Below are 21,034 nucleotides of genomic sequence, written 5' to 3' on the forward strand. Positions count from 1 at the left end.
CGCTGCGCGATCCGGGTGGGCCGGCGGGCCGCCACGGCATGATGTCCTGATGGACCGCACCGCCCCCACCCCGCCCGCGAACGCCCTCGCCCCGGACCTGCCGGAGGACATCGCCCGCGAGGCGATCGCCTTCCGCCGCCGCCTCCACGGGCATCCGGAGCTGGACCTGCACCTGCCCCGCACCCAGGCCGCCGTCCTCGAGCGGCTCGAGGCCCTGCGCGCCGAGGCGGGGGAGGATGCCGCCACCGGCCGCCCCGCGCTGGAGACGAGCGTGGGCCGGGCGCTGAGCTCCGTCGTCGTGGTGCTGCGCGGCGGGGCCCCGCTGCCGGAGGGGGCCCGGCGGCCGGTCGTGCTGCTGCGGGGGGACATGGACGCCCTGCCCGTCACGGAGGAGACCGGGCTGGAGTACGCCCCCTCCGTGCCGGGCACCATGCACGCCTGCGGCCACGACCTGCACACCGCCGGCCTCTACGGCGCGCTGGCGTGGCTGGTGCGCCGTCGCGGGGAGCTCACCGCCGACGTGGTGGCCATGTTCCAGCCCGGGGAGGAGACCGGCGGCGGCGCCCTGCACATGATCCAGGAGGGGCTGCTGGAGGCGGCCGGGCGACCGGTGGACGCCGCCTACGCGATCCATGTCTCCTCGGGCACGTACCCGCGCGGCGTCCTGCTCAGCCGCCCGGGGGCGATCCAGGCCGGCTGCGACGACCTGGTGGTGACGGTGCACGGTCGAGGCGGGCACGGCTCGGTGCCGCACCTGGCTCAGGATCCGGTGCCCGTGGCCGCCGAGATGGTGCTGGCGCTGCAGTCCGTGGTCACCCGGCAGTTCGACGCCTTCGACCCGGTGGTCGCGACCGTCGGGCACCTGAGCGCGGGCACGGCGGCCAACGTCATCCCGGACAGCGCCACCCTCGCCCTCACCCTGCGGACCTTCTCCGCGGACGCCCGCGCCCGGCTGCGCGCGGCCGTGGAGCGCATGGTGCACGGGATCGCCGCGGCGCACGGCATGAGCGCACAGGTCCGGACGGACTGCGCGTTCCCGGTGACGGCCAACGACGCGGACGCGGTGGCCTTCGTCCGCCGGACCGTGGAGGACCTCTACGGGGCCGACGCCTACCGGGAGCTGCCCGAGCCCGAGCCCGGCAGCGAGGACTTCTCCGAGGTCCTCCAGCGGGTGCCCGGCGCCTACGTCCTGCTCGGGGCGGTCCCGGAGGGCGTGGCCCCGGACGAGGCCCCGGTCAACCACTCCCCGCAGGCCGTGTTCGACGACGCCGTGGTGCCGCGGGCCGCTCAGGTGCTGGCCGAGCTGGCGTTGCGGACGGCGCCGGTGTCGGCGTCCTGAGCGCGGCGGCCGGCCCGGAGCACCTCGGCGATCTGCCCGACGCACGGCTCGTTCTGCAGGCTCGTGGTGTCTCCGAGCGCGGTGCCCTGGTGCAGCTGCGTCAGCAGCCGCCGCATGATCTTGCCCGAACGGGTCTTGGGCACGTCGGGGACGAAGACCACCTCGGCGGGCTTGGCCACCGGCCCGATCACCCGCCCCACGTGCCGACGCAGCTCCTCGGCGCGGTCGGCGGCGGAGGCGCCGGGGCCGTCGTCGCCGGCCAGCCAGCTCTCGTGCGCCACCACGAAGGCGACGGCCGCGTGCCCGGTGGTCTCGTGCGGCACGGGGCACACCCCCGCCTCGATCACCTCCGGGTGCGCCACGAGGGCGGACTCGATCTCGATGGTGCTCAGCCGGTGCCCGGAGATGTTGATGACGTCGTCCACGCGCCCGAGGATCCAGACGTCGCCGTCCTCGTCCCGCTTGGCGCCGTCGCCGGCGAGGAACCAGCCCGCCTCGCCCTGGTCCGCGTAGTCCTCCCAGTACGAGTGGAAGTAGCGGGCCGGGTTCCGCCACACGGTCCGCGCCATCGACGGCGAGGTGCGGGTGACCACGATCCGGCCCTGCAGGCCCTCGGGCGTGGGGGCGCCGTCGTCGTCGACCACGGCCACGTCCACCCCCGGCAGGGGCCGGGAGCCGCAGCCCGGCTTGAAGGCCGTGTCCGTGGGACGGGGGGAGAGCACGGTGGCGCCGGTCTCGGACTGCCACCACGTGTCCACCATCGGCAGGTCCGGGGTGTCCCGGCCGATCTGGGTGCGGGCCCACGTCCAGGCCTCCGGGTTCACGGACTCGCCCACGGTCCCGATCAGGCGGATCGAGGACAGGTCCGGGCCGCCGTCCGCGTGCGCCGGGATCCCGTCCGGATGCCAGCCCTTGAGCGAGCGGATCAGGGTGGGCGCCGTGTAGTAGCTCGTCACCCGGTAGCGCTCGATCACCTCGAAGTGCCGGCCCGGGTGCGGGGCGTTCGGCACGCCCTCGTAGATCACCTGCGTCACCCCGTTCGAGAGCGGACCGTAGATCTCGTAGGTGTGCGCGGTGACCCAGGCCAGGTCCGCGGTGCACCAGTGGACGTCGTCGTCGCGCCGTGCCGGGTCCGGGTGGGAGAACAGGAAGTCGTGCGTCCACGAGGCCGCGGCGAGGTACCCGCCGGAGGTGTGCACGAGCCCCTTGGGCTGTCCCGTGGTGCCGGAGGTGTACATGATGAACAGCGGGTGCTCCGCGTCGAAGGCGCGCGGGGTGTGGGTGTCCGGCTGGCGGTCCACGACGTCGTGCCACCACAGGTCCCGGCCCTCGGTCCACGGGATGTCCCGGTGGCCCGTGCGGTCCAGGACGAGGACGTGCTCGATCGCGTTGTCCCCGGACACGGCCTCGTCCGCGTTGGCCTTCACGGGGACGGCGACGCCGCGGCGGAACTGGCCGTCGGTGGTGACGAGCAGCTTGGCGCCCGTGTCCTCGACGCGGAACCGCAGCGCCTCCGCCGAGAACCCGCCGAACACGAGCGAGTGCACGGCGCCGATCCGCGCGCACGCCAGCGTGATGACGATCGTCTCCACGAGCACGGGCAGGTACACGACGACGCGGTCGCCCGCCTCGATGCCCAGCTCCTCGAGGGCGTTCGCGGCCTGGGCGACCTCGCGCTGCAGCTGCGCGTAGGTGACGGCGCGGCGGTCGCCGGGCTCGCCCTCGAAGTACAGGGCGACCTTCTCCCCGCGCCCCGCCGCCACGTGCCGGTCCACGCAGTTCACGGCCACGTTCAGGGTGCCGTCCTCGTACCAGCGGATCTCCGGGCCGCGCTCGGCGGCCGGGTCCGGGGCGGTGAGGGAGCGCGTCCGGGTGAAGGGCCGCTCCCAGCTCAGACGTCGGCCGGCCGCCTCCCAGAACGCGAGCCGGTCCGACTCGGCCACCGGGCGGCCGTCGCCGCGCCCGCCGTGCAGCCGGTCCGCCGGGCGGCCGGGGTGGACGTCCGGGTCGGCGGCGTCGACGAGCGCCTGCGGGAGGGGGCCGGGCAGCGTCGCGAGGGCCGCGGCGGGCACGCCGTCGTTCGGTCCGCGGACGGCCCCGGAGGCGCCCTCCTCGGCCGGGTCGGGGCGGGCGGGGTCCTCGGTGGGCGTCATGGGCGGCGGTTCCTCCTGGTCGGCGGGTCCGACCAGGGTAGGGACGCCGACGACGGCGCCGCGCCCGCCGTCGTCACCGGCGGTCATGCTCGGCCCGCCGGACCCCCGCGGGCGCCTGGCGCGGGCCACGGCGACGGCGGCCGGTGTGGACCCCGTCCCACGGCCGGGGCGCCCCGGCCGCCGGGCCGCCCGCACGTGTCAGAGTAGGTCCATGACCACCTACGCCACCCTCGCCGCCCGGTACGCCGACGCCTTCGACTCCGTCGCCCACGGCGAGCGGGCCCGCGAGGCGGGCCGGCACCTGCCGTTCGCCGCGCTCGGGGAGCTGCAGGCCGCCGGGTTCGGCAAGGTCGGCGTCCCCGTGGACGCGGGCGGCGAGGGCGGCGGCAGCGAGACCGTGCTGCGCCTGCTCATGGACCTGGCCGCCCGGGACGTGAACACCGCGCACGTCTGGCGCTCCCACCTCGTGTTCATCGCCACGGCCATGGACCAGGCGCCCGCCCGCCGGGAGCGGTGGCTGCGGCACATCGTCGACGGGGACTGGGCCGGCTCCGCCCTGGCCGAACGCGCCGGCGGGGCCGCACCGGGCCGTGCCGCCACCCTGGCCAGCCGGGACGAGGGCGGCACCTGGGTCGTGCGGGGGCAGAAGTACTACGCGACCGGCTCGGCGTTCGCCACGTGGACCGCCGCGACCGTGGGCATCGAGGGGGCGGACCTCGTCTCGCGCCGGAACTCGAAGCGGGCCGGGGGCGCGGTCCGCGAGCCGGACCGGGCCGTCGCCGTCGTGCGCGTGCGTCAGCCGCGCGTGGGCATCAAGGACGACTGGGACGGCTTCGGCCAGCGCCTGACCGCCACCGGGTCCGTGGTGCTCGACGACGCCGCGGCCGAGGAGCTGCTCGAGGTGCCGCGGCAGGACGGGCCGGTGCCCGTGCTCATGGAGGCGACCCTGCTGGCGCTGCAGGCCGGGATAGGCCGGGCGGCGCTCACGGAGGGCACGCAGCTGCTGCGGCAGCGGCGCCGCACCTTCAACACCGGCACGGCCGCGCTGCCCAAGGATGACCCCCAGCTCCTCGAGATCATGGGGCAGTTGGCCGGGCGGCAGGCCGCGGCCGAGCTGATGGTGCGCGAGATCGGGCGGCTGCTCGACGAGGGGCAGGACGGCGCCGACGGGGCCGGCCCGGCGGAGGCCGACGTCGTGGCGGCGTCCGCCGAGGCGATGGCGGCCGCGTACCGGGCCCAGGCCGTGGTGCCGGAGGCCGTCCTCGAGGTGTGCACCCGCATCTTCGACACGCTCGGCGCGTCGGCGACGTCGGCCACGCTGCGGCTCGACCGGCACTGGCGCAACGCCCGCACCCTCGCCACCCACGACCCGGCGGCGTTCAAGGTGCGCATGGCCGGCGACTGGCTCGTGAACGGCACCCCGCCGACCGCCTACACGTCGGCCGGCGAGGTCCCCGAGGGGGACTGACCCGACGACCGGGCGGCCGGACGTGCCGGGCTCAGGCCCAGCGGCGCAGGGCCCGGCGCTCCAGCAGGCCGAGCAGCCAGTCGGTGAGCTTGCCGAGCACGGCGAGCAGGATGATCGCCAGGATCAGGCGGTCCGTGCGTCCGTTGTTCTGCGAGTCGGTGAGCAGGAAGCCCAGGCCCATCGAGGAGGCGATCAGCTCCGCGGCCACCAGGAACAGCCAGGCCTGGGCCAGGGCCAGCCGCAGGCCGGAGAACACGGCCGGCACCACGGCGGGCAGCTGCACCGTCCGCAGCAGGGACAGCCCGTGGTAGCCGAAGGCCCGACCGGCCTCCACCAGGTGCGGGTCCACATGGCGCAGGGCGGCGTAGACGGTGGTGAACACCGGGAAGAACGCGCCGATCGCGATGAGGGTGACCTTGGACTCCTCGCCGATCTGCATCCACAGGATCAGCAGCGGCACCCAGGCCAGCGAGGGCACCGCGCGCAGCGCCCCGATCAGCGGGGCGAACAGCGCGTCCGCCCACCGGGACAGCCCGAGCGCGGACCCCACGGCCAGCCCGAGTGCGGCGCCGAGCAGGAAGCCCAGCAGCACGCGCTGGGTGGAGATCCCCACGTGCAGCCACAGGTCGCCCCGCTCCAGCAGGTTGACGCCGGCGCTCAGCACCGCGCCGGGGGAGGGCAGCTGCACCGCGGAGAGCAGCCCGGCGGCCGTCACCGCCCACCACAGCACCAGGAGGACAGCGGGCGCGGCCAGCCCCACCACCGCCCGGGCGCCGGGCCGGTCCAGCACCCGGGGCCGCTGCCGTCGGCGCGCCCCTGTGTCGCCGTCGTCGTGACCCGACCGCTCGCGCGCCTCGGGGCCCGTCGTCGCGGCGGGGGTGGTCAGGGCGGCGCTCATCGGATGGCCTCCTCGGCGAAACGGGTGTCCAGGATGCTCGCCAGCGCGGCGTCCACCTGGTGCTGGTAGTCGACGGACCCGGTGCCGACCAGGATCCGTCCGACCCCCGTCAGGGCGTCGAGCAGCTCCTGGCCCGGCACGGGGCTGACGTCCGCGTTGGTGCGTTCGAGGATCACGGTGCGGGCGACGTCGGGAGAGATCTTCGCGGCCTCGGCCAGGATCCCGACGGTCTCGTCCGGGTGCTCGAGCGCCCAGGCGCGGGCGCGTTCGTACGTGTCCAGGACGGTCTGGGCCGTCTCCGGGTCCGCCTCGAGGAAGGACTCCGTGGCGTTGAGGACGGAGAACGTGTTCAGGGCGAGGTCCCGGTACAGGAAGCGGGCGCCCTCGGCCTCGGCCTTGGCCATGATCGGGTCGAGCCCGGACCACGCGGCCACCGATCCGCCGGCGAGGGCGGCGCGGCCGTCGGCGTGCTGCAGGTTCTGGATCTCGACGTCGGCCGGGTCCACCCCGGCGGCCTCGAGCGCCTGCACGGCGAAGAAGTACGGGTCCGTCCCGCGCGTGGCGGCCACCGTGCGGCCCGCGAGCTGGGCGACGTCCGTGATGTCCGAGCCGGGCGGGACCATGAGCGCGGACCACTCCGGCCGCGAGGCGACGCCCACGATGCGCGTGGGCGCTCCGTTGGCCCGGTTCAGCAGCGCGGCCGAGCCGGCCGTCGACCCGATGTCCACGGAGTTCGAGCGCAGGAGCTCGTTGGCCTTGTTGGAGCCGGCGGAGAACACCCAGTTCACCCGGACGCCGCGGGGCGCGAGCGTCTCCTCCAGCCATCCCTGGTGGCGGATCACGAGGGAGAGCGGGTTGTAGGTGGCGTAGTCGATGCTCAGCGTGTCCGGACCGTTCACCGGCCCGGTCGTCGCCTCACCCTGCAGGACGCATCCGCTCAGGCCCAGGGGCAGGGACGCGGCCAGCAGGCCGAGCGCCGTGCGACGGGTCAGGCGTGCGGAGCCGGCGCCGCTCATCGGGCGTGGCTCTCGACGCCGAGGCCCTCGAGGAGCTCGGCGCGCAGCCGGGCCAGGCGGGCGTCCGCGCGGTCGCGGGGACGGGCCCCCGGCACGTCCACGATCCGCCCCACGGTCGCTCCGGGGCGGGCCCCGCCGTCGGGCGCGGGGACGTCACGGGCGAGCAGCAGCACGCGGTCGGCGAGCTGCAGGGCCTCCTCCACGTCATGGGTGATGAGCAGGACGGTGGTGCCGGTGGCGGCGTGCACGTCCAGCAGCAGGTCCTGCATCTTCAGGCGCGTCAGGGCGTCGAGGGCGCCGAAGGGCTCGTCGAGCAGCAGCACGCCGGGGCGGCGCGCCAGGGCGCGGGCGAGCGAGGCCCGCTGGGCCATGCCGCCGGAGACCTCCCGGGGGCGGTGCTCCGCGAAGGGCGCGAGGCCCACGAGCTCGAGCAGCTCCTGCACGCGGTCCCGGCCCGCGGCGCGGTCCAGCTCCCGGGGCAGGCCGAGTTCCACGTTGCGGCGCAGGGTGCGCCAGGGCAGCAGGCGCGGCTCCTGGAAGCCGACGGCGGTGCGCTCGTCGTAGGGTCGCACGGGCGAGCCGTCGATCAGCAGCTCTCCGTCGAAGTCCGGGTCCAGGCCGGCCACGGCGCGCAGCAGCGTGGACTTGCCGCAGCCGGAGGCGCCGATCACGGCGAGCACCTCGCCGGGCGCCACGGTCAGGTCCACGTCGCGCAGGACGACGCGTGGTCCGTCCGCGGTGGGGAACGTGCGCCCGACGCCGCGGAAGACGACGTCGAGGCTGTGGCGGTCCTCGTCCCGGACCGGGGTGGAGGCGGTGGCACGGGAAGGCGCGTGCACGCTCATGGAGGGCTCCCATCGTCGCTTCGTCGTCGGTGTCGGACGGATACGGATGCCAGTAGACCACCGCGGGCCCGGTCGGCCGCGCGGTCGCCCGGCCGCCGGCGCCGGAGGGTCACACGGGCGTCACACCGGGGGCGCCGCCGGTCCTGGCCCGGCCGGCCGTCACGGCCCGAGCCCAGCGCCGAGCCAGACGTTTCGGTCGTCTCTGCAGGGTGGAGGCAGCAGATTTCTCTGGCTCAGCGCTGGGGTGCCACTGGGCTGCCGCAGGGCCGCCACCCGCCGACGTGTCCTCCGTCACGGTCGGGGCATGTCACGAACCGGGCGCCGGACGCGTGGCCGGGCCCGGCGGGGCCGTCATGAACCCCTGGGCCGGGCCGGCTTCCACCGCCGGCCGCGTCAGCGTTGCATGGTGCGGAACCGTCGCCCGCCCGGCCGCGCCCCTGCGACCGGGCGGCCCTGGAAAGGAGACCCATGAGCACCGCCGAGAACGCCGGGGCCGGAGCACCCACCCGCCCGGACGAGCACCGCGAGATCCTCTTCAACGCATTCGACATGAACTGCGTCGCCCACCAGTCCCCGGGTCTCTGGCGTCACCCCGACGACCACGCCCGCGACTACAACACCCTGGGCTACTGGACGCACCTGGCGCAGACGCTGGAGAAGGGCCTGTTCGACGGCCTGTTCATCGCCGACGTCCTCGGCCCGTACTCCGTGTACGGCGGCACCTCCGAGGCCGCCATCAGGACCGGCGCGCAGACCCCCGTGAACGACCCGTTCCTGCTCGTCTCCGCGATGGCCGCGGTCACCGAGCACCTCGGCTTCGGCGTCACCGCGGGCACCGCCTACGAGCACCCCTACCCGTTCGCCCGCCGCCTCGCCACGCTCGACCACCTCACGGGCGGCCGCGTGGGCTGGAACGTGGTCACCGGTTACCTGCCCTCCGCCGCCCAGAACATGGGCCAGGACGACCAGATGGAGCACGACGAGCGCTACGAGCACGCCGACGAGTACCTCGACGTCGTCTACAAGCTCCTCGAGGGCTCGTGGGAGGACGACGCCGTCGTCTACGACAAGGAGTCCGGCGTGTTCGCGGACCCGGCCAAGGTCCACGACATCGCCCACGAGGGCCGGTACTTCACCGTGCCCGGCCACGCCGTCACCGAGCCGTCCGTGCAGCGCACCCCCGTGATCTACCAGGCCGGCGCCTCGACGCGCGGCCGCGCCTTCGCCGGCAAGCACGCCGAGGCCGTGTTCATCAACTCCCCCACGAAGGAGCTGGCGGCCGCCACCGTGAAGAAGATCCGCCAGGCCCTGGTGGACGCCGGCCGTGACCCGTACGACGTGAAGATCTTCGCGATGCAGACGATCGTCACCGGGGCCACCGACGAGGACGCGCGGGCCAAGTACGACGACCTGGCGCAGTACGTGGACCCGCTGGGCGGCCTCGTGCTGATGTCGGGCTGGATGGGTATCGACCTGTCCCAGTACGACCTGGACGAGCCGATCGGGGACGTGAAGTCGAACGCGATCCAGTCCACCGTGGAGACCTTCCAGAAGGCCTCCGGGACGGACGAGGAGTGGACCGTGCGCAAGCTCGCCGAGTGGGTGGGCATCGGCGGCTTCGGCCCCGTGATCGTGGGCGGCGGCGAGTCCGCGGCCCGCCAGCTCGTCGAGTGGGCCGACGAGACCGACGTGGACGGCTTCAACCTCGCCTACCACATCACCCCGGGCACCTTCGAGGATGTCGTGGAGTTCGTGGTGCCGGAGCTGCAGAAGGCTGGCCGCTACAAGACCGCGTACACGGACGGCACGCTGCGCCACAAGCTCTTCGGCCGCGGCGACCACCTGCCGCAGAACCACCACGGCGCATCCTTCGCCCTGCGCCGCCGGTAGGGTGACGCCAGTGGCCGCGGCGCCCTGCCTCGGCCGGCAGCAGCCCCAGGAGGAGAACATGCAGCGCAGACGTGCCGTCCGCGCGGCCGGGCTCGGCGTCGTGGGCGCCCTGGCCTTGGCCGGGTGCGGATCCGAGCCGCAGTCGGTGGGGGAGGCCTGGCATCAGGCCCGCACCCAGGTGGACGAGGCCGAGACCGTCCGACTCGAGACCGCCTACACCACGGGCCGTCAGGGCCCGCAGTCGGTCCGCTGGGACATCGCCGGTCGGCTCGACGGCGGTGACGCCGAGTCGAAGGGCGTCATGCAGGTCGGCCGGGACTCGCACATCACCATGGAGTCCCGCCAGGTCGGCGAGGACGTGTTCGTGCGGGTCGAGGTGGACGGGTCCGACGTCCCGGACGACGTCCAGCTGATGTACGCCGACCCGCAGTGGCGCCGTGTCTCGGCCGGTGAGGGGCAGGAGCCGCCCCTGAAGTCCCTCCTCGACCAGGTGGGCTTCCCCGCGGCGGACGCCCTCGATGGCGCCGAGGTGCGCGCCGAGGAGGTCGACTGGGACGGCGGCACGGCCTACCGCTATGCCGTGCCCGAGGAGGTCGCCGACGCGGCGATGGCCGAGGGCGACGCCACCCGGGTGCACTCCTTCACGGTGGACGACGACGGCGAGCTGGTCGCGCTCACCGTCGACGACGGCCGGGCCACCCAGCAGTACGCCCTGAGCGACTGGAACCAGATCGAGCCGGCCGAGGCGCCGGAGGAGGTGGCCGAGTGAGGCAGCGCCAGACCCAGACCCGCCGCACCCGCCGCGGCCTCTCCCTTGCCGCCGTCGGGGCGGCCGCCCTGCTGCTGACCGGCTGCGCCTCGGGCGACGACGCCCCCGGCGCCTGGGACCGCGCCCGCACCCAGCTCGAGGAGGCCGACTCCGTCCGCATGGTCACCGAGCTGCGGTCCGAGGCCCCGAGCAACGGGCGCGCGGTCCCGGACTCGGTGGACATCTCCGGTCCCGTGGACGGCTCGTCCATGCGGTACGTGTCCGTGTACCAGGACGACGGTCTGATCACCCGGGACGAGTCCCGGATCGTGGACGGCACCGCGTACTCCCGGTTCACGGTGGAGCGCGCCGGCGCGAGCGGTGAGGACCGCCCCGCCTATGTGGAGCGCTGGACCGCCACCCCGTACGAGAGCGATCCCAGCGCCACCGGCATGGGCGCGATGGTGAGCTCGCTCCTGGGCTCCCTGCCGGAGTCGGGCGGCCTGGACGACGTCGAGGCGGACGCGGACGGCATCCGCCGCAGCGGTCAGGATGCGATCCGCTACGTGCTGGACGAGCCCGTCTCGGGCCCGCAGGAGGGCGTGGAGCTGACCGCTTTCACGGTGTCCAAGGAGGACGGCCGCCTGCTCACCGTGGAGACCGAGTCCGCCGGCACGAAGGCCGTGGTGACCCTCTCCGAGATGGGCGGGGTGGATCCGGTGCAGGCCCCGCCGGCCGACGAGGTCCTGAAGCAGGACGGCTGATCCGGCCCACGACGACGGCGGCCCGCCTCCCCTCGGGGAGGCGGGCCGCCGTGTCTGCGCGGGTCAGCGCGTCAGCGGACCCTCGTCACCCAGCGGGGTGGACGGGTCCGAGATGGTGTCCGGCTCGGCACCGTGGCGGGCCGCCGAGGTGACGTTGTCGTTGTTGGACTCGGTCACGCGATCTTCGCGGGCGTCGTCCTTCTTGTCGTTGCCCTGCATGGCATCCTCCACCTTCGTCGTGGCCTTCTGCACCGGATCGGACTGCTTCACCTCAGCGAACTTCTGCTGGGCGGTCTCCTGGACCTGGCCGACCTTCTCCTGGGTCTTGGGGTCGTTCCAGAGCTTCTGGGCGTTCTGGGTCATCTTCTCGAGGTTCTTGCGGCCCTCGGCGGAGCCGAGCAGGTAGCCGAGTGCGGCGCCGAGGCCCAGGGTGATGAGGCGCATGGGTGGTCTCCTTCGTGTGTCGGGACCGCGCCGACCCTCTTGGACGGGCCGGGCGGCGCGCTGGCGCGCTGTCCTGGGATCACTCTGGTCACCGGAGCCCGCCGCGTCAACGGTTGAGGCGCACGGCCGTGCGAGGGTCGGCGGCGTTCGTCCCCGCCGTCCCGCCCCACGACGACGGCCGCCCACCCCGGAGGTGAGCGGCCGTCGTCGTGCCGGGGCCCGTGGGCCCACGGGGTCAGCCGAAGTGCTTCGGCAGGGTGGCCTCCCAGGCCTCGCGCAGCTCCGCGATCGGCAGGGTGAAGGCGTCCTGGACCTCGAGGGCCGCGGAGTCGGCGTCCACCACGCCGATGCGCACGGCCGCGTAGCCGCGGGCCGTGGTCATGTCCGTGAACCGGACCTCCTCGGTGCGGGGCACGGCCACGACGGCGCGCGCCTGCGTCTCGGAGAACAGTGCGGTGAACAGGTCCACGCCGGCGCGGCGCAGCACCTCGTCCAGCACCACGCGGGCGCCCACGCCGAAGCGCAGCACCATCTCGGACAGGGTGGCCGCGAGGCCGCCGCCGGAGACGTCGTGGGCGGCGTCGATCATGCCGTCCCGGGACATGTTGACCAGCAGCTCGCCGAGCAGGCGCTCCTTCTTCAGGTCGACCTTCGGGGGCAGGCCGCCGAGGTGGCCGCGCAGGCGCGCGAACTCGGAGCCGTCCAGCTCGTCCGCGGTCTCGCCCAGCAGGTAGATCGCCTGGCCGTCCGCGTCCGGGGCGAAGCCGGACGGGGTGCGGCGCAGGACGTCGTCGAGCTGGCCGAGCACCGCCACCGTGGGGGTGGGGTGGATCGGGGTGCTGCCCGTCTGGTTGTACAGGGACACGTTGCCGCCGGTCACCGGGATGCCGAGGGTCTGGCAGCCGTCCGCCAGGCCGCGCACGGCCTCCGCGAACTGCCACATCACGTCCGGGTCCTCGGGGGAGCCGAAGTTCAGGCAGTCGGAGACGGCCAGGGGCACGGCCCCGGCGGTGGTGACGTTGCGGTACGCCTCGGCCAGGGAGGCCTGCGCGCCCGTGTACGGGTCCAGGTAGGTGAACCGGTCGTTGCAGTCCGTGGCCAGGGCCACGCCCATGCCGGTCTCCTCGTCCACGCGCACCACACCCGCGTCGTCCGGGGCCGCCAGGGCGGTGTTGCCGCGGACGTAGCGGTCGTACTGGCGGGTGATCCAAGAGGTGTCCGCCAGGTTCGGGGAGCTCATCAGCTCCACGACGGCGGCGCGCAGCTCCTCGCCCGTGGCGGGCAGGTCCTGACCGGCCTCGGAGGAGCGGAACGTGTCCGCCTGGAGCTCGTCCTGCCAGGCCGGACGCGCGTACGGGCGCTCGTAGACCGGGCCGTCGTGGGCCACGGTGCGCGGGTCCACGTCGACGATGACCTCGCCGTCCCAGGTGATGATCAGGCGGCCGTCGCCGGTGACCTCGCCCAGCCAGGAGTACTCGACGTCCCACTTTGCCATGACGGCCTCGAACGCGGCGACGTTCTCCGGCGTCACCACGGCCATCATGCGCTCCTGCGACTCGGACATGAGGATCTCGCCCGGGGTCAGCGTGGAGTCGCGCAGCAGCACGTCGGTCAGCTCCACGCGCATGCCGCCCTCGCCGTTGGAGGCGAGCTCGGAGGTGGCGCAGGAGATGCCGGCGGCGCCGAGGTCCTGGATGCCCTCGACGAGGGAGTCGCGGAACAGCTCGAGGCAGCACTCGATGAGCACCTTCTCGGAGAAGGGGTCGCCGACCTGCACCGAGGGGCGCTTGGCGGGCTTGCCGTCGCCGTCGAAGGACTCGGAGGCCAGCACGGAGGCGCCGCCGATCCCGTCACCGCCGGTGCGGGCGCCGAACAGAACTACCTTGTTGCCCACGCCGGAGGCGTTGGCCAGACGCAGGTCCTCGTGCTTGAGCACGCCCACGGCGAGGGCGTTGACGAGCGGGTTGCCCTGGTAGATCGGGTCGAAGCGGGTCTCGCCGCCGATGTTCGGCAGGCCCAGGGAGTTGCCGTAGCCGCCGATGCCGGCCACCACGCCGTGGAACACGCGGGCGGTGTCCGGGTGGTCGATCGCGCCGAAGCGCAGCGGGTCCATCACGGCCACCGGGCGGGCACCCATGGAGATGATGTCGCGCACGATGCCGCCGATGCCCGTGGCCGCGCCCTGGTAGGGCTCCACGTAGGAGGGCGAGTTGTGGGACTCGACCTTGAACGTCACGGCCCAGCCGTCACCGAGGTCGGTCACGCCGGCGTTCTCGCCGATGCCCACCATCATGTGCTGCTTCATCTCGTCGGTGAGCTTCTCGCCGAACTGGCGCAGGTGCACCTTAGAGGACTTGTACGAGCAGTGCTCGGACCACATGACCGAGTACATGGCCAGCTCGGCCGCGGTGGGGCGGCGGCCGAGGATCTTCTTGATCTCGGCGTACTCGTTCTCCTTCAGGCCCAGCTCGGCCCAGGGCTGCTCGACGTCCGGCGTCGCCTGGGCGTCCGCGACCGTCTCGATGTTGAACTGCTGGCTCATGCATGGCCTCCACGGCTGGCGAGGGTGGTCAGGACGGAGGTGAAGAAGCCGAGGCCGTCCACGCCGGAGCGGGGGCCGGCGGCGGTGTCCGGGCCGAAGCCCGTCTCCACGGCGTGCTCCGGGTGCGGCATCAGACCGACGACGTTGCCGGCCGGGTTCGCGATGCCCGCGATGTCCCGGCGCGAGCCGTTCGGGTTCCAGCCCTGATAGCGGAACACCACGCGGCCCTCGGCCTCGAGGGCGTCGAGGGTCGTCTCGTCCGCCACGTACTGGCCGTCCTGGTTCTTCAGGGGCACGGTGATGGTCTGGCCCTGCTCGAAGTCGCGGGTCCACACGGTGTCCGTGCTCTCCACGACCAGCTCCTGGTCGCGGCAGATGAAGTGCAGGTGGTCGTTCTTGATCATCGAGCCCGGCAGCAGGTGTGACTCGGTGAGGATCTGGAAGCCGTTGCAGATGCCGAGCACCGGCAGGCCGTCCGCCTCGCCCTCGGGGCCGCCGGCCGCCGTCGCCACCGCGTCCATCATGGGGGCGAAGCGCGCGATCGCGCCGGCGCGCAGGTAGTCGCCGTAGGAGAAGCCGCCCGGGATCACGACGGCGTCCACGCCGGCGAGCGTCCGCTGCGGGTCCGCGTCGGCGTGCCACAGGGAGACGGGCTCGGCGCCGGCGAGGCGGACGGCGCGCAGCGCGTCCACGTCGTCCAGGGTGCCGGGGAAGGTGATGACGCCGATGCGCGCGCCGCTGAGCGGCGTCGTCGGCGTCGAGTAGTCGCCGATGAGGGGGAGCTCGGTCATCGGGCGCCCTCGGCCTCGTCCAGGACGGCCACGTTCACGACGTCCTCGATGACGGGGTTGGACAGCATCTCCTCGGCGGCCGTGCGGGCCTGAGCGAGGATCTCGTCGGTGACCTTGCCCTCCACGGTGAGCTCGAAGCGCTTGCCCTGGCGGACCTGGCTGAACTCGGTGAAGCCGAGGCGGGGCAGGGCCCCGTTGATCGCCTTGCCCTGCGGATCGAGGATCTCGGGCTTGGGCATGACGTCGACGACGATGATGGGCATGAACACGCTCCTGGGTGCGGGACGATGCCGCGGAGCAGGACGGTGTAGATGCCGTCTCACGCCCGGCCCTGGGCGCTCCGCGTGCTTGCCCGCCCAGTCTACTCGGCCGCCCGGACGCGGGATCGTGGGTGTGATGGGGGCGGCACGCGGCAGCCGGCCCGGCGTAGCCTGGCGGCATGAGACCTCAGCAGACCCGTATGTCCCCGCTCGGCCGACGCCGGCCGATCAGCCCGCTCGGCCCCGCGCTGCTCGCCGCGGCGGCCGGCGTCGTGCTGACGGGAGTGCGCCGCATCAAGGCCCGCTCCGCCCGGCGTCGCGCGACCGGACGCCCGCGCCGGTGACCCGCCCCGAGCCCTGCCCCTGCGGGTCCGGAGCCGGGCTCGCGGCGTGCTGCGGTCGCCTGCACGCGCGTTTCGCCCGGGACGGCGCCCTGACCGCGCCCACCGCCGAGGCGCTCATGCGCTCCCGGTACACGGCGTTCGCGCGGCTGGGCGAGGCCGGGCCGGCAGAGGCGCGGGCGATGGCCGACTATCTCGCCGCGACCTGGGTTCCCGAGCACCGGCCCACCGCGGCCGAGCTGCTGCCGACCGAGGGGGAACAGGCGCCGCGGTTCACCCGCCTGGCGGTGCTGGACGTGCGGGACGGCGGGCCGTTCCAGGACGCCGGGACCGTGGAGTTCGTGGCCGTCGGCACGGGGGCCGAGGGGCGGTTCCGACTCCATGAGGTCAGCCGGTTCCGCCGTGAGGACGGGATCTGGCGCTACGTGGACGGCGACGTGCGCTGAGGCCGGAGCGGCGCGTCGGACGGCGGCCGGCGGTGCCGCGTCAGAAGGCGGAGAAGATCCCGGCGCCCACGCTGAGGACCAGGCCCAGGATGGCGATCCACGCCACCAGGGTGACGATCGGGCGGGGGCGACGCGGGGCGTCGTCGTGCCAGTCCACGCCCTCCAGCTCCGGAGGGGTGCGCAGCTCTCGATCCATGGCCCCAGCCTCTCATGCCCCACGCCGCCCCGGGCTCAACGCGGGTTGACTTGTCACGGGTGCTGGGCGCCTGGACCCGCGACAACTCAACCCGCGTTGCCGTCCGGGGTGAACAGGTCCTCGATCCGCCGCCCGAACACGGCCGCGAGGCGGAAGGCGAGCGGGAGCGAGGGGTCGTAGCGGCCCTTCTCGAGAGAGATGACGGTCTGCCGGGAGACGCCGAGCTCGTCGGCGAGCCGCTGCTGCGACCAGCCGAGGCGGGCACGCTCGTCGGGGATGGTGTTCTCCACGGCTCAGCCCCGGCGCTTCTGGATCTGGTACCGGATCGCGGCGGCGCAGCCCATGAGGACGAACAGGGCGGCACCCACGGCGCCGACGGCCAGGCTCACGCCCATCAGTCGTCCGGTGCCGCCGCCGAGACGGGAGGAGCAGCCCCAGCGGGAGCGGGTGTCCCGGCGCGGATCGGTGGTGGCGGTGCCGGCGTGCTCCGCCGCCGCGCCCTGCCTGTCCGCTGCGGCGGCGGTGTGGTGGGAGTGGTTCGCGGTCATGGGGCCCTCCTGTGGTCGATGCCTGGGCCGGTGGCCCGGCCCGCCTCGGAGGCCCTGGGGGGCCGTCCGACCGGACGTTGTGAAGCAAGCTTGACAGTCAAGTGACCTTGTCGTCAAGGGAACTTGACGCCGGGGCCCGCGCGAACTCCTCCCACGTGATGGGCGGGGTCAGCCCGAGCCAGGCCGGTTCGAGACGGAATCCGAGGGCTGCGTTCATCCGCAGGGACGCCGCGTTGACTTCGGCACCGCCGGTGCCCCACTCGCGCCCACCGCGGGCATGGGTCGCCAGGACAGTCGCCGCCTTGACGGCCTTCGCCACGCCACGGTTCTCGTGCTCGGACGCGACCGCGGTGCGGTCGACCTCCCACCGGTCAGGGGAGCGGAACGTCAGGGTGAATCCGATGAGCACGCCTCCCTCGAAGGCCCCCACGGCGAGCCCCTCTGGGGTGGACAGTCGGGCCTCGAGGTCGTCCGGCAGCGGCTCGTGACGGGAGCCGTCGGTGCGCGGGAATCGGGGAGCCGCTTCCTCGTCGAGGGCGCGCAGGGCAGGCAGGTCGACGGCGGTCAGTCTCCGCACCTCGATTCCCCGAGCTTCGGCCGCCGCGACGTGGCCACGGTAGGGCGCCAGGTCGGCGTCGTCGTCGAGGTGGAGGCGCGCGCCCCAGGAGCGGGAGCGCACGCTCCACCCGGCGTCGAGCAGCGCGGCGGCCTCGGCCGAGTCTTCGCGGTGCACGCGGGCGTCCGCCCGTGGGTCGGTCACGGGGGTGAGCATCGAGCACGGGATGTGCCCGGAGACGGCCTCGTCCGGATAGATGTGCGGGAACTCGGCCGAGTGGGGATCGGAGGGGTCTCCCGGCTCGCGCCGCACCCGCAGGCCGGCCCCCGCCAGTTCGTCCTCGTCCAGGCCGACGACGAACGCGTCGGGCCGGTCTGGGTAGATCGCCGCGCCGACCATTCCCACCTGGGCGGCGTCGTCGGAGGCGTGGAGGAAGCCGACGTCGTCGATCGAGGCGCCGCGCGTCGACGCCGTGTAGCGGCCGGTGCGACGCGCGGCGGCCCAGTCCTCCGGGAGGGTGATGTGCAGGATCATGGCGCGAGGCTATCGGCCTCGGCGTCGACGCCACCCCTCCGGCTGCCCATCGCGGGTTGAGTTGTCGGGGGTGTGGGGCGGGGGCACCCGCGATAACTCAACCAGCGTTGCAGGGCCGCCCCGGGGCGTGACGACGGCCCGGCGTCTCCGCGGGGGAGTCGCCGGGCCGTCGGGGGCGAGCCGGGTGCCGGGGTGCCCGGGCCGTCAGTCCTCCAGGAAGGCCTCGACGTCCGGGGTCACCGCGCGGGAGTCGATCAGCTGACGCTCAATCGCGTCGTGGGTGATCCGGTTGGCCTCGCGCACGGCGTCGGTGCGCATCGAGATCTTGATGTCGCCCTTGTGCGTCGGGGTCCCGGCCACCTGGACCGGCTGGGTCTCGAGCGGCAGCGGGACGGCGTCGCACAGCGACTTCTCGGCCGGCTGGGCGCCGGTCAGGAAGTAGTCACGGATGGGCGCGTCCACGCACTCGGTGCGGTACGGGAACAGGCCGTGGGTGCCCTCGTTGTCCACGGAGATCAGGGACGTGTTGCGCAGCACGCCGGCGGCGCGGTGGCCGCCCTCGTACGGGGTCGCCGCGTCCAGCTCGGACTGCACGATCACGGTGTTCGGGGCGCCCTTGCCACCGGGCTGGGCGGGCATGGAGGTCTGGGCGGGCCAGTACATGCACTCCGACGGGCCCATCAGCACACCGATCCACGGGGCCTTGCGGCCGAGGTCGTCCACCCACGAGGTCCAGTATCCCTGCGAGGTGTTCCACTGGCCGTCCTGGCAGCGGATCGCCGAGAACGCGCCCTCGAAGGTGACGGCGTCACCGGCCTGGGTGGCGGCGACGAACTGCTCGCGCTCGCCCACGGTCTCCAGGCCGCGGGCGGCGAAGCGGTCGAAGGAGTCGCGCTCCTCGGCCGGCAGCGACGCACGGGCCTCGGCCAGGATGCGCTCGATCTGGGTGCGCTGCCCCGCGGGGTCCGTGGCCGCGGCCTCGGACTCCATGATGCGGATGTAGGCGGCGATGACGGACCCGGCGTCGAGGTACTGGGACGTGTCGTACAGGGCCGGCAGCAGGAACGAGCCGGCGACGATCATGCCGAGCTGGGTGCGGGTGCCGCCCACGTCCTCCCAGCGCTCCCGGATCTGCATCGGGTCGTCCCCGAGGTCGAAGATCTCGTCGTGCCGGGCCACGTAGGGGAGCATCGCGTCCTGGAACTGGCGGTCGCGGGAGCGCGGCTGCAGGTCCCAGGTGGTCTGGAGCCCGTCGCGGGAGATGTCCACGGCGGAGTCCAGCAGGAACCGGTGCGTGTGCTGGGGGAAGACGCGCTGGTACCAGCTGCCCAGCCAGGTGCCGTACGAGTAGCCGATGTAGGAGGTCTTCTCCTCGCCCAGGACGGCGCGGATGAAGTCCATGTCGTACACGGTCTGCTCGGTGGTGATGTACGGGGTGAGCTCGTTCTCGAGGCACGCGTCGACCTGGGCCTTCGTGTCCTGCCACACGTCGTGCTCGGGGTTCGGCGTGTAGGTGCACTCCAGGGCGGTGGACTGGCCCACGCCGCGGGGGTCGAAGCCGATGAAGTCGTACTGCTCGGCGAGCTCCGGGGCGCGCTCGGCCATGGCGGGCCCCCAGGGCAGGCCGGAGCCGCCCGGGCCGCCGGGGTTGACCAGCGCGATGCCCTGGCGCTCCGGGTTGCCCTTCGAGGTCTCGGTCTTGGCCACGCGCAGGGTGATGGTGTGGCCGTCCTCGGGGTTCTTCCAGTCGCGGGGCACCGTGACGTCGGCGCACGCGGTGCCGGGGATCGCGCTGAACCGGGCGTTGAGGCTCTCGCTGCCGAAGTCGCAGGCCTCCCAGTCCAGCGTCTGGCCCACGAGGTGCGGCGCGAGCGCGGCGGCGTCGTTGACCTTGTTGCCCCGCGTGGCGGAGAGGTCGTTGGAGCGGGCCTGACCCTGCGATGCGGACCCGTTGCCGTTGCCGTTGCCGTTGCCGGGCGCGGAGAGCGCGGGGGCGGCGGCCGTGACGGCGAGCGAGACGGCCGCGACGGCGGCGGCGAGCGTGGTGCGGCGGCGAGCTGGAACGGTTCTGGTCACGTCAGGTCCTCGAGTCGTTCGGTGCGGAGAGGGCCGGGGCGGTCACCGGATGACGCGAGTGATGCGCCTCACAGCCTGTAGAGCGGCCATCCTAATCATGGACGTGCGCTGGAAGTCCACTCGGCGGCCGGCCCGGTCCCGGGGGCCGCCCCCGCGGCTGCGTCCAGCACCGCCAGCAGCCGCACCCGCAGCGCCTGGCCCCGCGCGGCGAACTCGCGCTGTCGCCGCGCGTACTCGGCACGCCCGGCCGGCTCCTCGATCCGCACGGCCGCGTAGCCGCCGCGCCCGTCGGAGAGGTCGTCCACCCCGGTCAGGTCGTACGGCGAGGCCTCCATGTCCAGCCTGCGGATGTCCCACGCGAGGTCGAAGCAGTCCGCGAGCAGGTCCGAGTCGACCACCGGCACCAGCTTGTACGCCCACTTGTACAGGTCCATCCCCGCGTGCAGGCAGCCGGGCTGCTCCATCTCCCGCATCCCGGCGCGCGTGGGCAGGACGCCGTCGTCGCCCTCGTTGCGGTCGCGGGCCTCGGGCGCGAAGAACCGGAACGCGTCGAAGTGCGTGCACCGGATCCGCGAGCCCTCCACCACCGCGTCCGTCCCCTCGGCCCCGAGCCGCAGCGGCAGCTGGGAGTGCCGCACCCCGTGCACGTCCGAGCGGTATGCCATCGCCCACTCGTGCAGCCCGAAGCAGCCCAGGCGCGGCGTCCGCTCCGCCGTGCGCGCGAGCAGGTCCCGCGTGAACGCCACCCCCGACGCGCGGTCGGCCAGCACCGCCGCCACGTCCACCAGCCAGCCGCCCACCGGGCGGCCGTCGACGACGGCGCCCGCCACCTCACCGGCCTCGACGCGCCGGTAGTGCTTCCACTCGCCCCGTGGGGTCGTGCCCAGCTCGGCCGCCTCGGCGCGGGCCGCGGCGCCGTCGTCGTCCGCGAGGAGGACCCCCGGCCCGGGGTGCCAGCGCTGCAGCGCGGCGGGGGAGTGCGTGTAGTAGCCGAAGAGGAAGTCCTGCACCGGGTGCTTCTCACCGCGCATCCGCAGGGCCACCAGCGGGTCCGTGCGTCGGGCGATGCGCTCGCGGTGCGCCCGCGCGTGGGCCCGCCACACGTCGGCGGGCAGGGCGACGACGGCGGTCGGCGGGGACGCGGAGGCGGTGCGTGGCTCGGGCATGGCCCCACCATCC

At 74.0% G+C, this 21,034-nt stretch carries 21 protein-coding genes; 7 read left to right on the forward strand and 14 right to left on the reverse strand.

Going from position 1 to position 21,034, the window contains the following annotated elements; all coding sequences use genetic code 11:
- Positions 1–49: 49 nt before the first annotated feature.
- Positions 50–1,339: a M20 metallopeptidase family protein gene (locus tag AC0VX2_RS00970; protein WP_020621430.1), complete on the forward strand. Its 1,290-nt coding sequence runs from the start codon at positions 50–52 to the stop codon at positions 1,337–1,339.
- Here the strand turns inward: AC0VX2_RS00970 and acs are convergent.
- On the reverse strand, positions 1,288–3,492 hold the full coding sequence (acs, locus tag AC0VX2_RS00975; RefSeq protein ID WP_043275654.1) for an acetate--CoA ligase: 2,205 nt from the start codon (positions 3,490–3,492) through the stop codon (positions 1,288–1,290). The genes AC0VX2_RS00970 and acs overlap by 52 nt on opposite strands.
- A 211-nt stretch (positions 3,493–3,703) precedes the next feature.
- Between acs and AC0VX2_RS00980 the strand changes: the two genes are divergently transcribed.
- On the forward strand, positions 3,704–4,960 hold the full coding sequence (locus AC0VX2_RS00980; protein WP_101965637.1) for an acyl-CoA dehydrogenase family protein: 1,257 nt from the start codon (positions 3,704–3,706) through the stop codon (positions 4,958–4,960).
- Positions 4,961–4,991: 31 nt separating this feature from the next.
- Here AC0VX2_RS00980 and AC0VX2_RS00985 read toward each other — a convergent pair whose 3' ends face one another.
- From AC0VX2_RS00985 to AC0VX2_RS00995, 3 genes are read right to left on the reverse strand one after another with little or no spacing between them, the layout of a single operon-like run.
- The gene (locus AC0VX2_RS00985) at positions 4,992–5,858 is read right to left on the reverse strand and encodes an ABC transporter permease (RefSeq protein WP_044658679.1); all 867 of its coding nucleotides are present in this window, start codon (positions 5,856–5,858) and stop codon (positions 4,992–4,994) included.
- Positions 5,855–6,874, reverse strand: coding sequence for an aliphatic sulfonate ABC transporter substrate-binding protein (locus AC0VX2_RS00990; RefSeq protein WP_020621434.1), 1,020 nt, complete (start codon positions 6,872–6,874; stop codon positions 5,855–5,857). The genes AC0VX2_RS00985 and AC0VX2_RS00990 overlap by 4 nt, the downstream gene beginning before the upstream one ends.
- On the reverse strand, positions 6,871–7,719 hold the full coding sequence (locus tag AC0VX2_RS00995) for an ABC transporter ATP-binding protein (RefSeq protein WP_020621435.1): 849 nt from the start codon (positions 7,717–7,719) through the stop codon (positions 6,871–6,873). The genes AC0VX2_RS00990 and AC0VX2_RS00995 overlap by 4 nt, the downstream gene beginning before the upstream one ends.
- Positions 7,720–8,187: 468 nt before the next feature.
- Here AC0VX2_RS00995 and AC0VX2_RS01000 point away from each other — a divergent pair, with 468 nt between their 5' ends.
- The 3 genes from AC0VX2_RS01000 to AC0VX2_RS01010 are packed head-to-tail and all read left to right on the forward strand — an operon-like array spanning position 8,188 to position 11,121.
- On the forward strand, positions 8,188–9,609 hold the full coding sequence (locus AC0VX2_RS01000; RefSeq protein ID WP_073116168.1) for an LLM class flavin-dependent oxidoreductase: 1,422 nt from the start codon (positions 8,188–8,190) through the stop codon (positions 9,607–9,609).
- A 58-nt stretch (positions 9,610–9,667) separates the two neighbouring features.
- Positions 9,668–10,378 (forward strand): Tat (twin-arginine translocation) pathway signal sequence, encoded by a 711-nt coding sequence (locus tag AC0VX2_RS01005; protein ID WP_223247498.1) that lies wholly within the window; start codon positions 9,668–9,670, stop codon positions 10,376–10,378.
- Positions 10,375–11,121 (forward strand): hypothetical protein, encoded by a 747-nt coding sequence (locus AC0VX2_RS01010; RefSeq protein WP_101965636.1) that lies wholly within the window; start codon positions 10,375–10,377, stop codon positions 11,119–11,121. Before AC0VX2_RS01005 ends, AC0VX2_RS01010 begins: the two co-directional genes overlap by 4 nt.
- Before the next feature lie 63 nt (positions 11,122–11,184).
- On the opposite strand, the gene AC0VX2_RS01015 is transcribed toward AC0VX2_RS01010, so the two are convergent.
- The 4 genes from AC0VX2_RS01015 to purS all read right to left on the reverse strand — a co-directional run bounded on the left by AC0VX2_RS01015 (position 11,185) and on the right by purS (position 15,161).
- Positions 11,185–11,565: a YtxH domain-containing protein gene (locus tag AC0VX2_RS01015; RefSeq protein WP_101965635.1), complete on the reverse strand. Its 381-nt coding sequence runs from the start codon at positions 11,563–11,565 to the stop codon at positions 11,185–11,187.
- 235 nt (positions 11,566–11,800) lie between these two features.
- Positions 11,801–14,107, reverse strand: a complete 2,307-nt coding sequence (purL, locus tag AC0VX2_RS01020; RefSeq protein ID WP_101965634.1) for a phosphoribosylformylglycinamidine synthase subunit PurL — start codon at positions 14,105–14,107, stop codon at positions 11,801–11,803.
- Positions 14,104–14,898: a phosphoribosylformylglycinamidine synthase subunit PurQ gene (gene purQ / locus AC0VX2_RS01025; protein WP_069941508.1), complete on the reverse strand. Its 795-nt coding sequence runs from the start codon at positions 14,896–14,898 to the stop codon at positions 14,104–14,106. The genes purL and purQ overlap by 4 nt, the downstream gene beginning before the upstream one ends.
- Entirely contained in the window at positions 14,895–15,161 is a 267-nt protein-coding gene (gene purS / locus AC0VX2_RS01030) for a phosphoribosylformylglycinamidine synthase subunit PurS (RefSeq protein ID WP_069941507.1), read from the reverse strand. Before purS ends, purQ begins: the two co-directional genes overlap by 4 nt.
- 176 nt (positions 15,162–15,337) lie before the next feature.
- On the opposite strand from purS, the gene AC0VX2_RS01035 reads away from it, so the two are divergent.
- Entirely contained in the window at positions 15,338–15,502 is a 165-nt protein-coding gene (locus AC0VX2_RS01035; protein ID WP_158530781.1) for a hypothetical protein, read from the forward strand.
- On the forward strand, positions 15,499–15,945 hold the full coding sequence (locus AC0VX2_RS01040) for a YchJ family protein (protein WP_069941506.1): 447 nt from the start codon (positions 15,499–15,501) through the stop codon (positions 15,943–15,945). The genes AC0VX2_RS01035 and AC0VX2_RS01040 overlap by 4 nt, the downstream gene beginning before the upstream one ends.
- A 40-nt stretch (positions 15,946–15,985) precedes the next feature.
- On the opposite strand, the gene AC0VX2_RS01045 is transcribed toward AC0VX2_RS01040, so the two are convergent.
- From AC0VX2_RS01045 to AC0VX2_RS01070, 6 genes are all read right to left on the reverse strand, one after another.
- Complete coding sequence (locus AC0VX2_RS01045; RefSeq protein WP_010079551.1) at positions 15,986–16,141, reverse strand: hypothetical protein; 156 nt, start codon at positions 16,139–16,141, stop codon at positions 15,986–15,988.
- Positions 16,142–16,227: 86 nt separating this feature from the next.
- Complete coding sequence (locus AC0VX2_RS01050) at positions 16,228–16,431, reverse strand: helix-turn-helix transcriptional regulator (RefSeq protein WP_002856639.1); 204 nt, start codon at positions 16,429–16,431, stop codon at positions 16,228–16,230.
- Between the two features lie 3 nt (positions 16,432–16,434).
- Positions 16,435–16,689, reverse strand: a complete 255-nt coding sequence (locus AC0VX2_RS01055) for a hypothetical protein (protein ID WP_246830348.1) — start codon at positions 16,687–16,689, stop codon at positions 16,435–16,437.
- A 97-nt stretch (positions 16,690–16,786) separates the two neighbouring features.
- Positions 16,787–17,779, reverse strand: coding sequence for a GNAT family N-acetyltransferase (locus AC0VX2_RS01060; protein WP_070709045.1), 993 nt, complete (start codon positions 17,777–17,779; stop codon positions 16,787–16,789).
- A gap of 204 nt (positions 17,780–17,983) precedes the next feature.
- Complete coding sequence (locus AC0VX2_RS01065) at positions 17,984–19,855, reverse strand: alpha/beta hydrolase (RefSeq protein WP_144819931.1); 1,872 nt, start codon at positions 19,853–19,855, stop codon at positions 17,984–17,986.
- A 95-nt stretch (positions 19,856–19,950) separates the two neighbouring features.
- Positions 19,951–21,021, reverse strand: coding sequence for a 3-methyladenine DNA glycosylase (locus AC0VX2_RS01070; protein WP_101965631.1), 1,071 nt, complete (start codon positions 21,019–21,021; stop codon positions 19,951–19,953).
- Positions 21,022–21,034: the final 13 nt, after the last annotated feature.

The sequence above is a fragment of the Micrococcus sp. iso_239 genome, assembly GCF_056173395.1.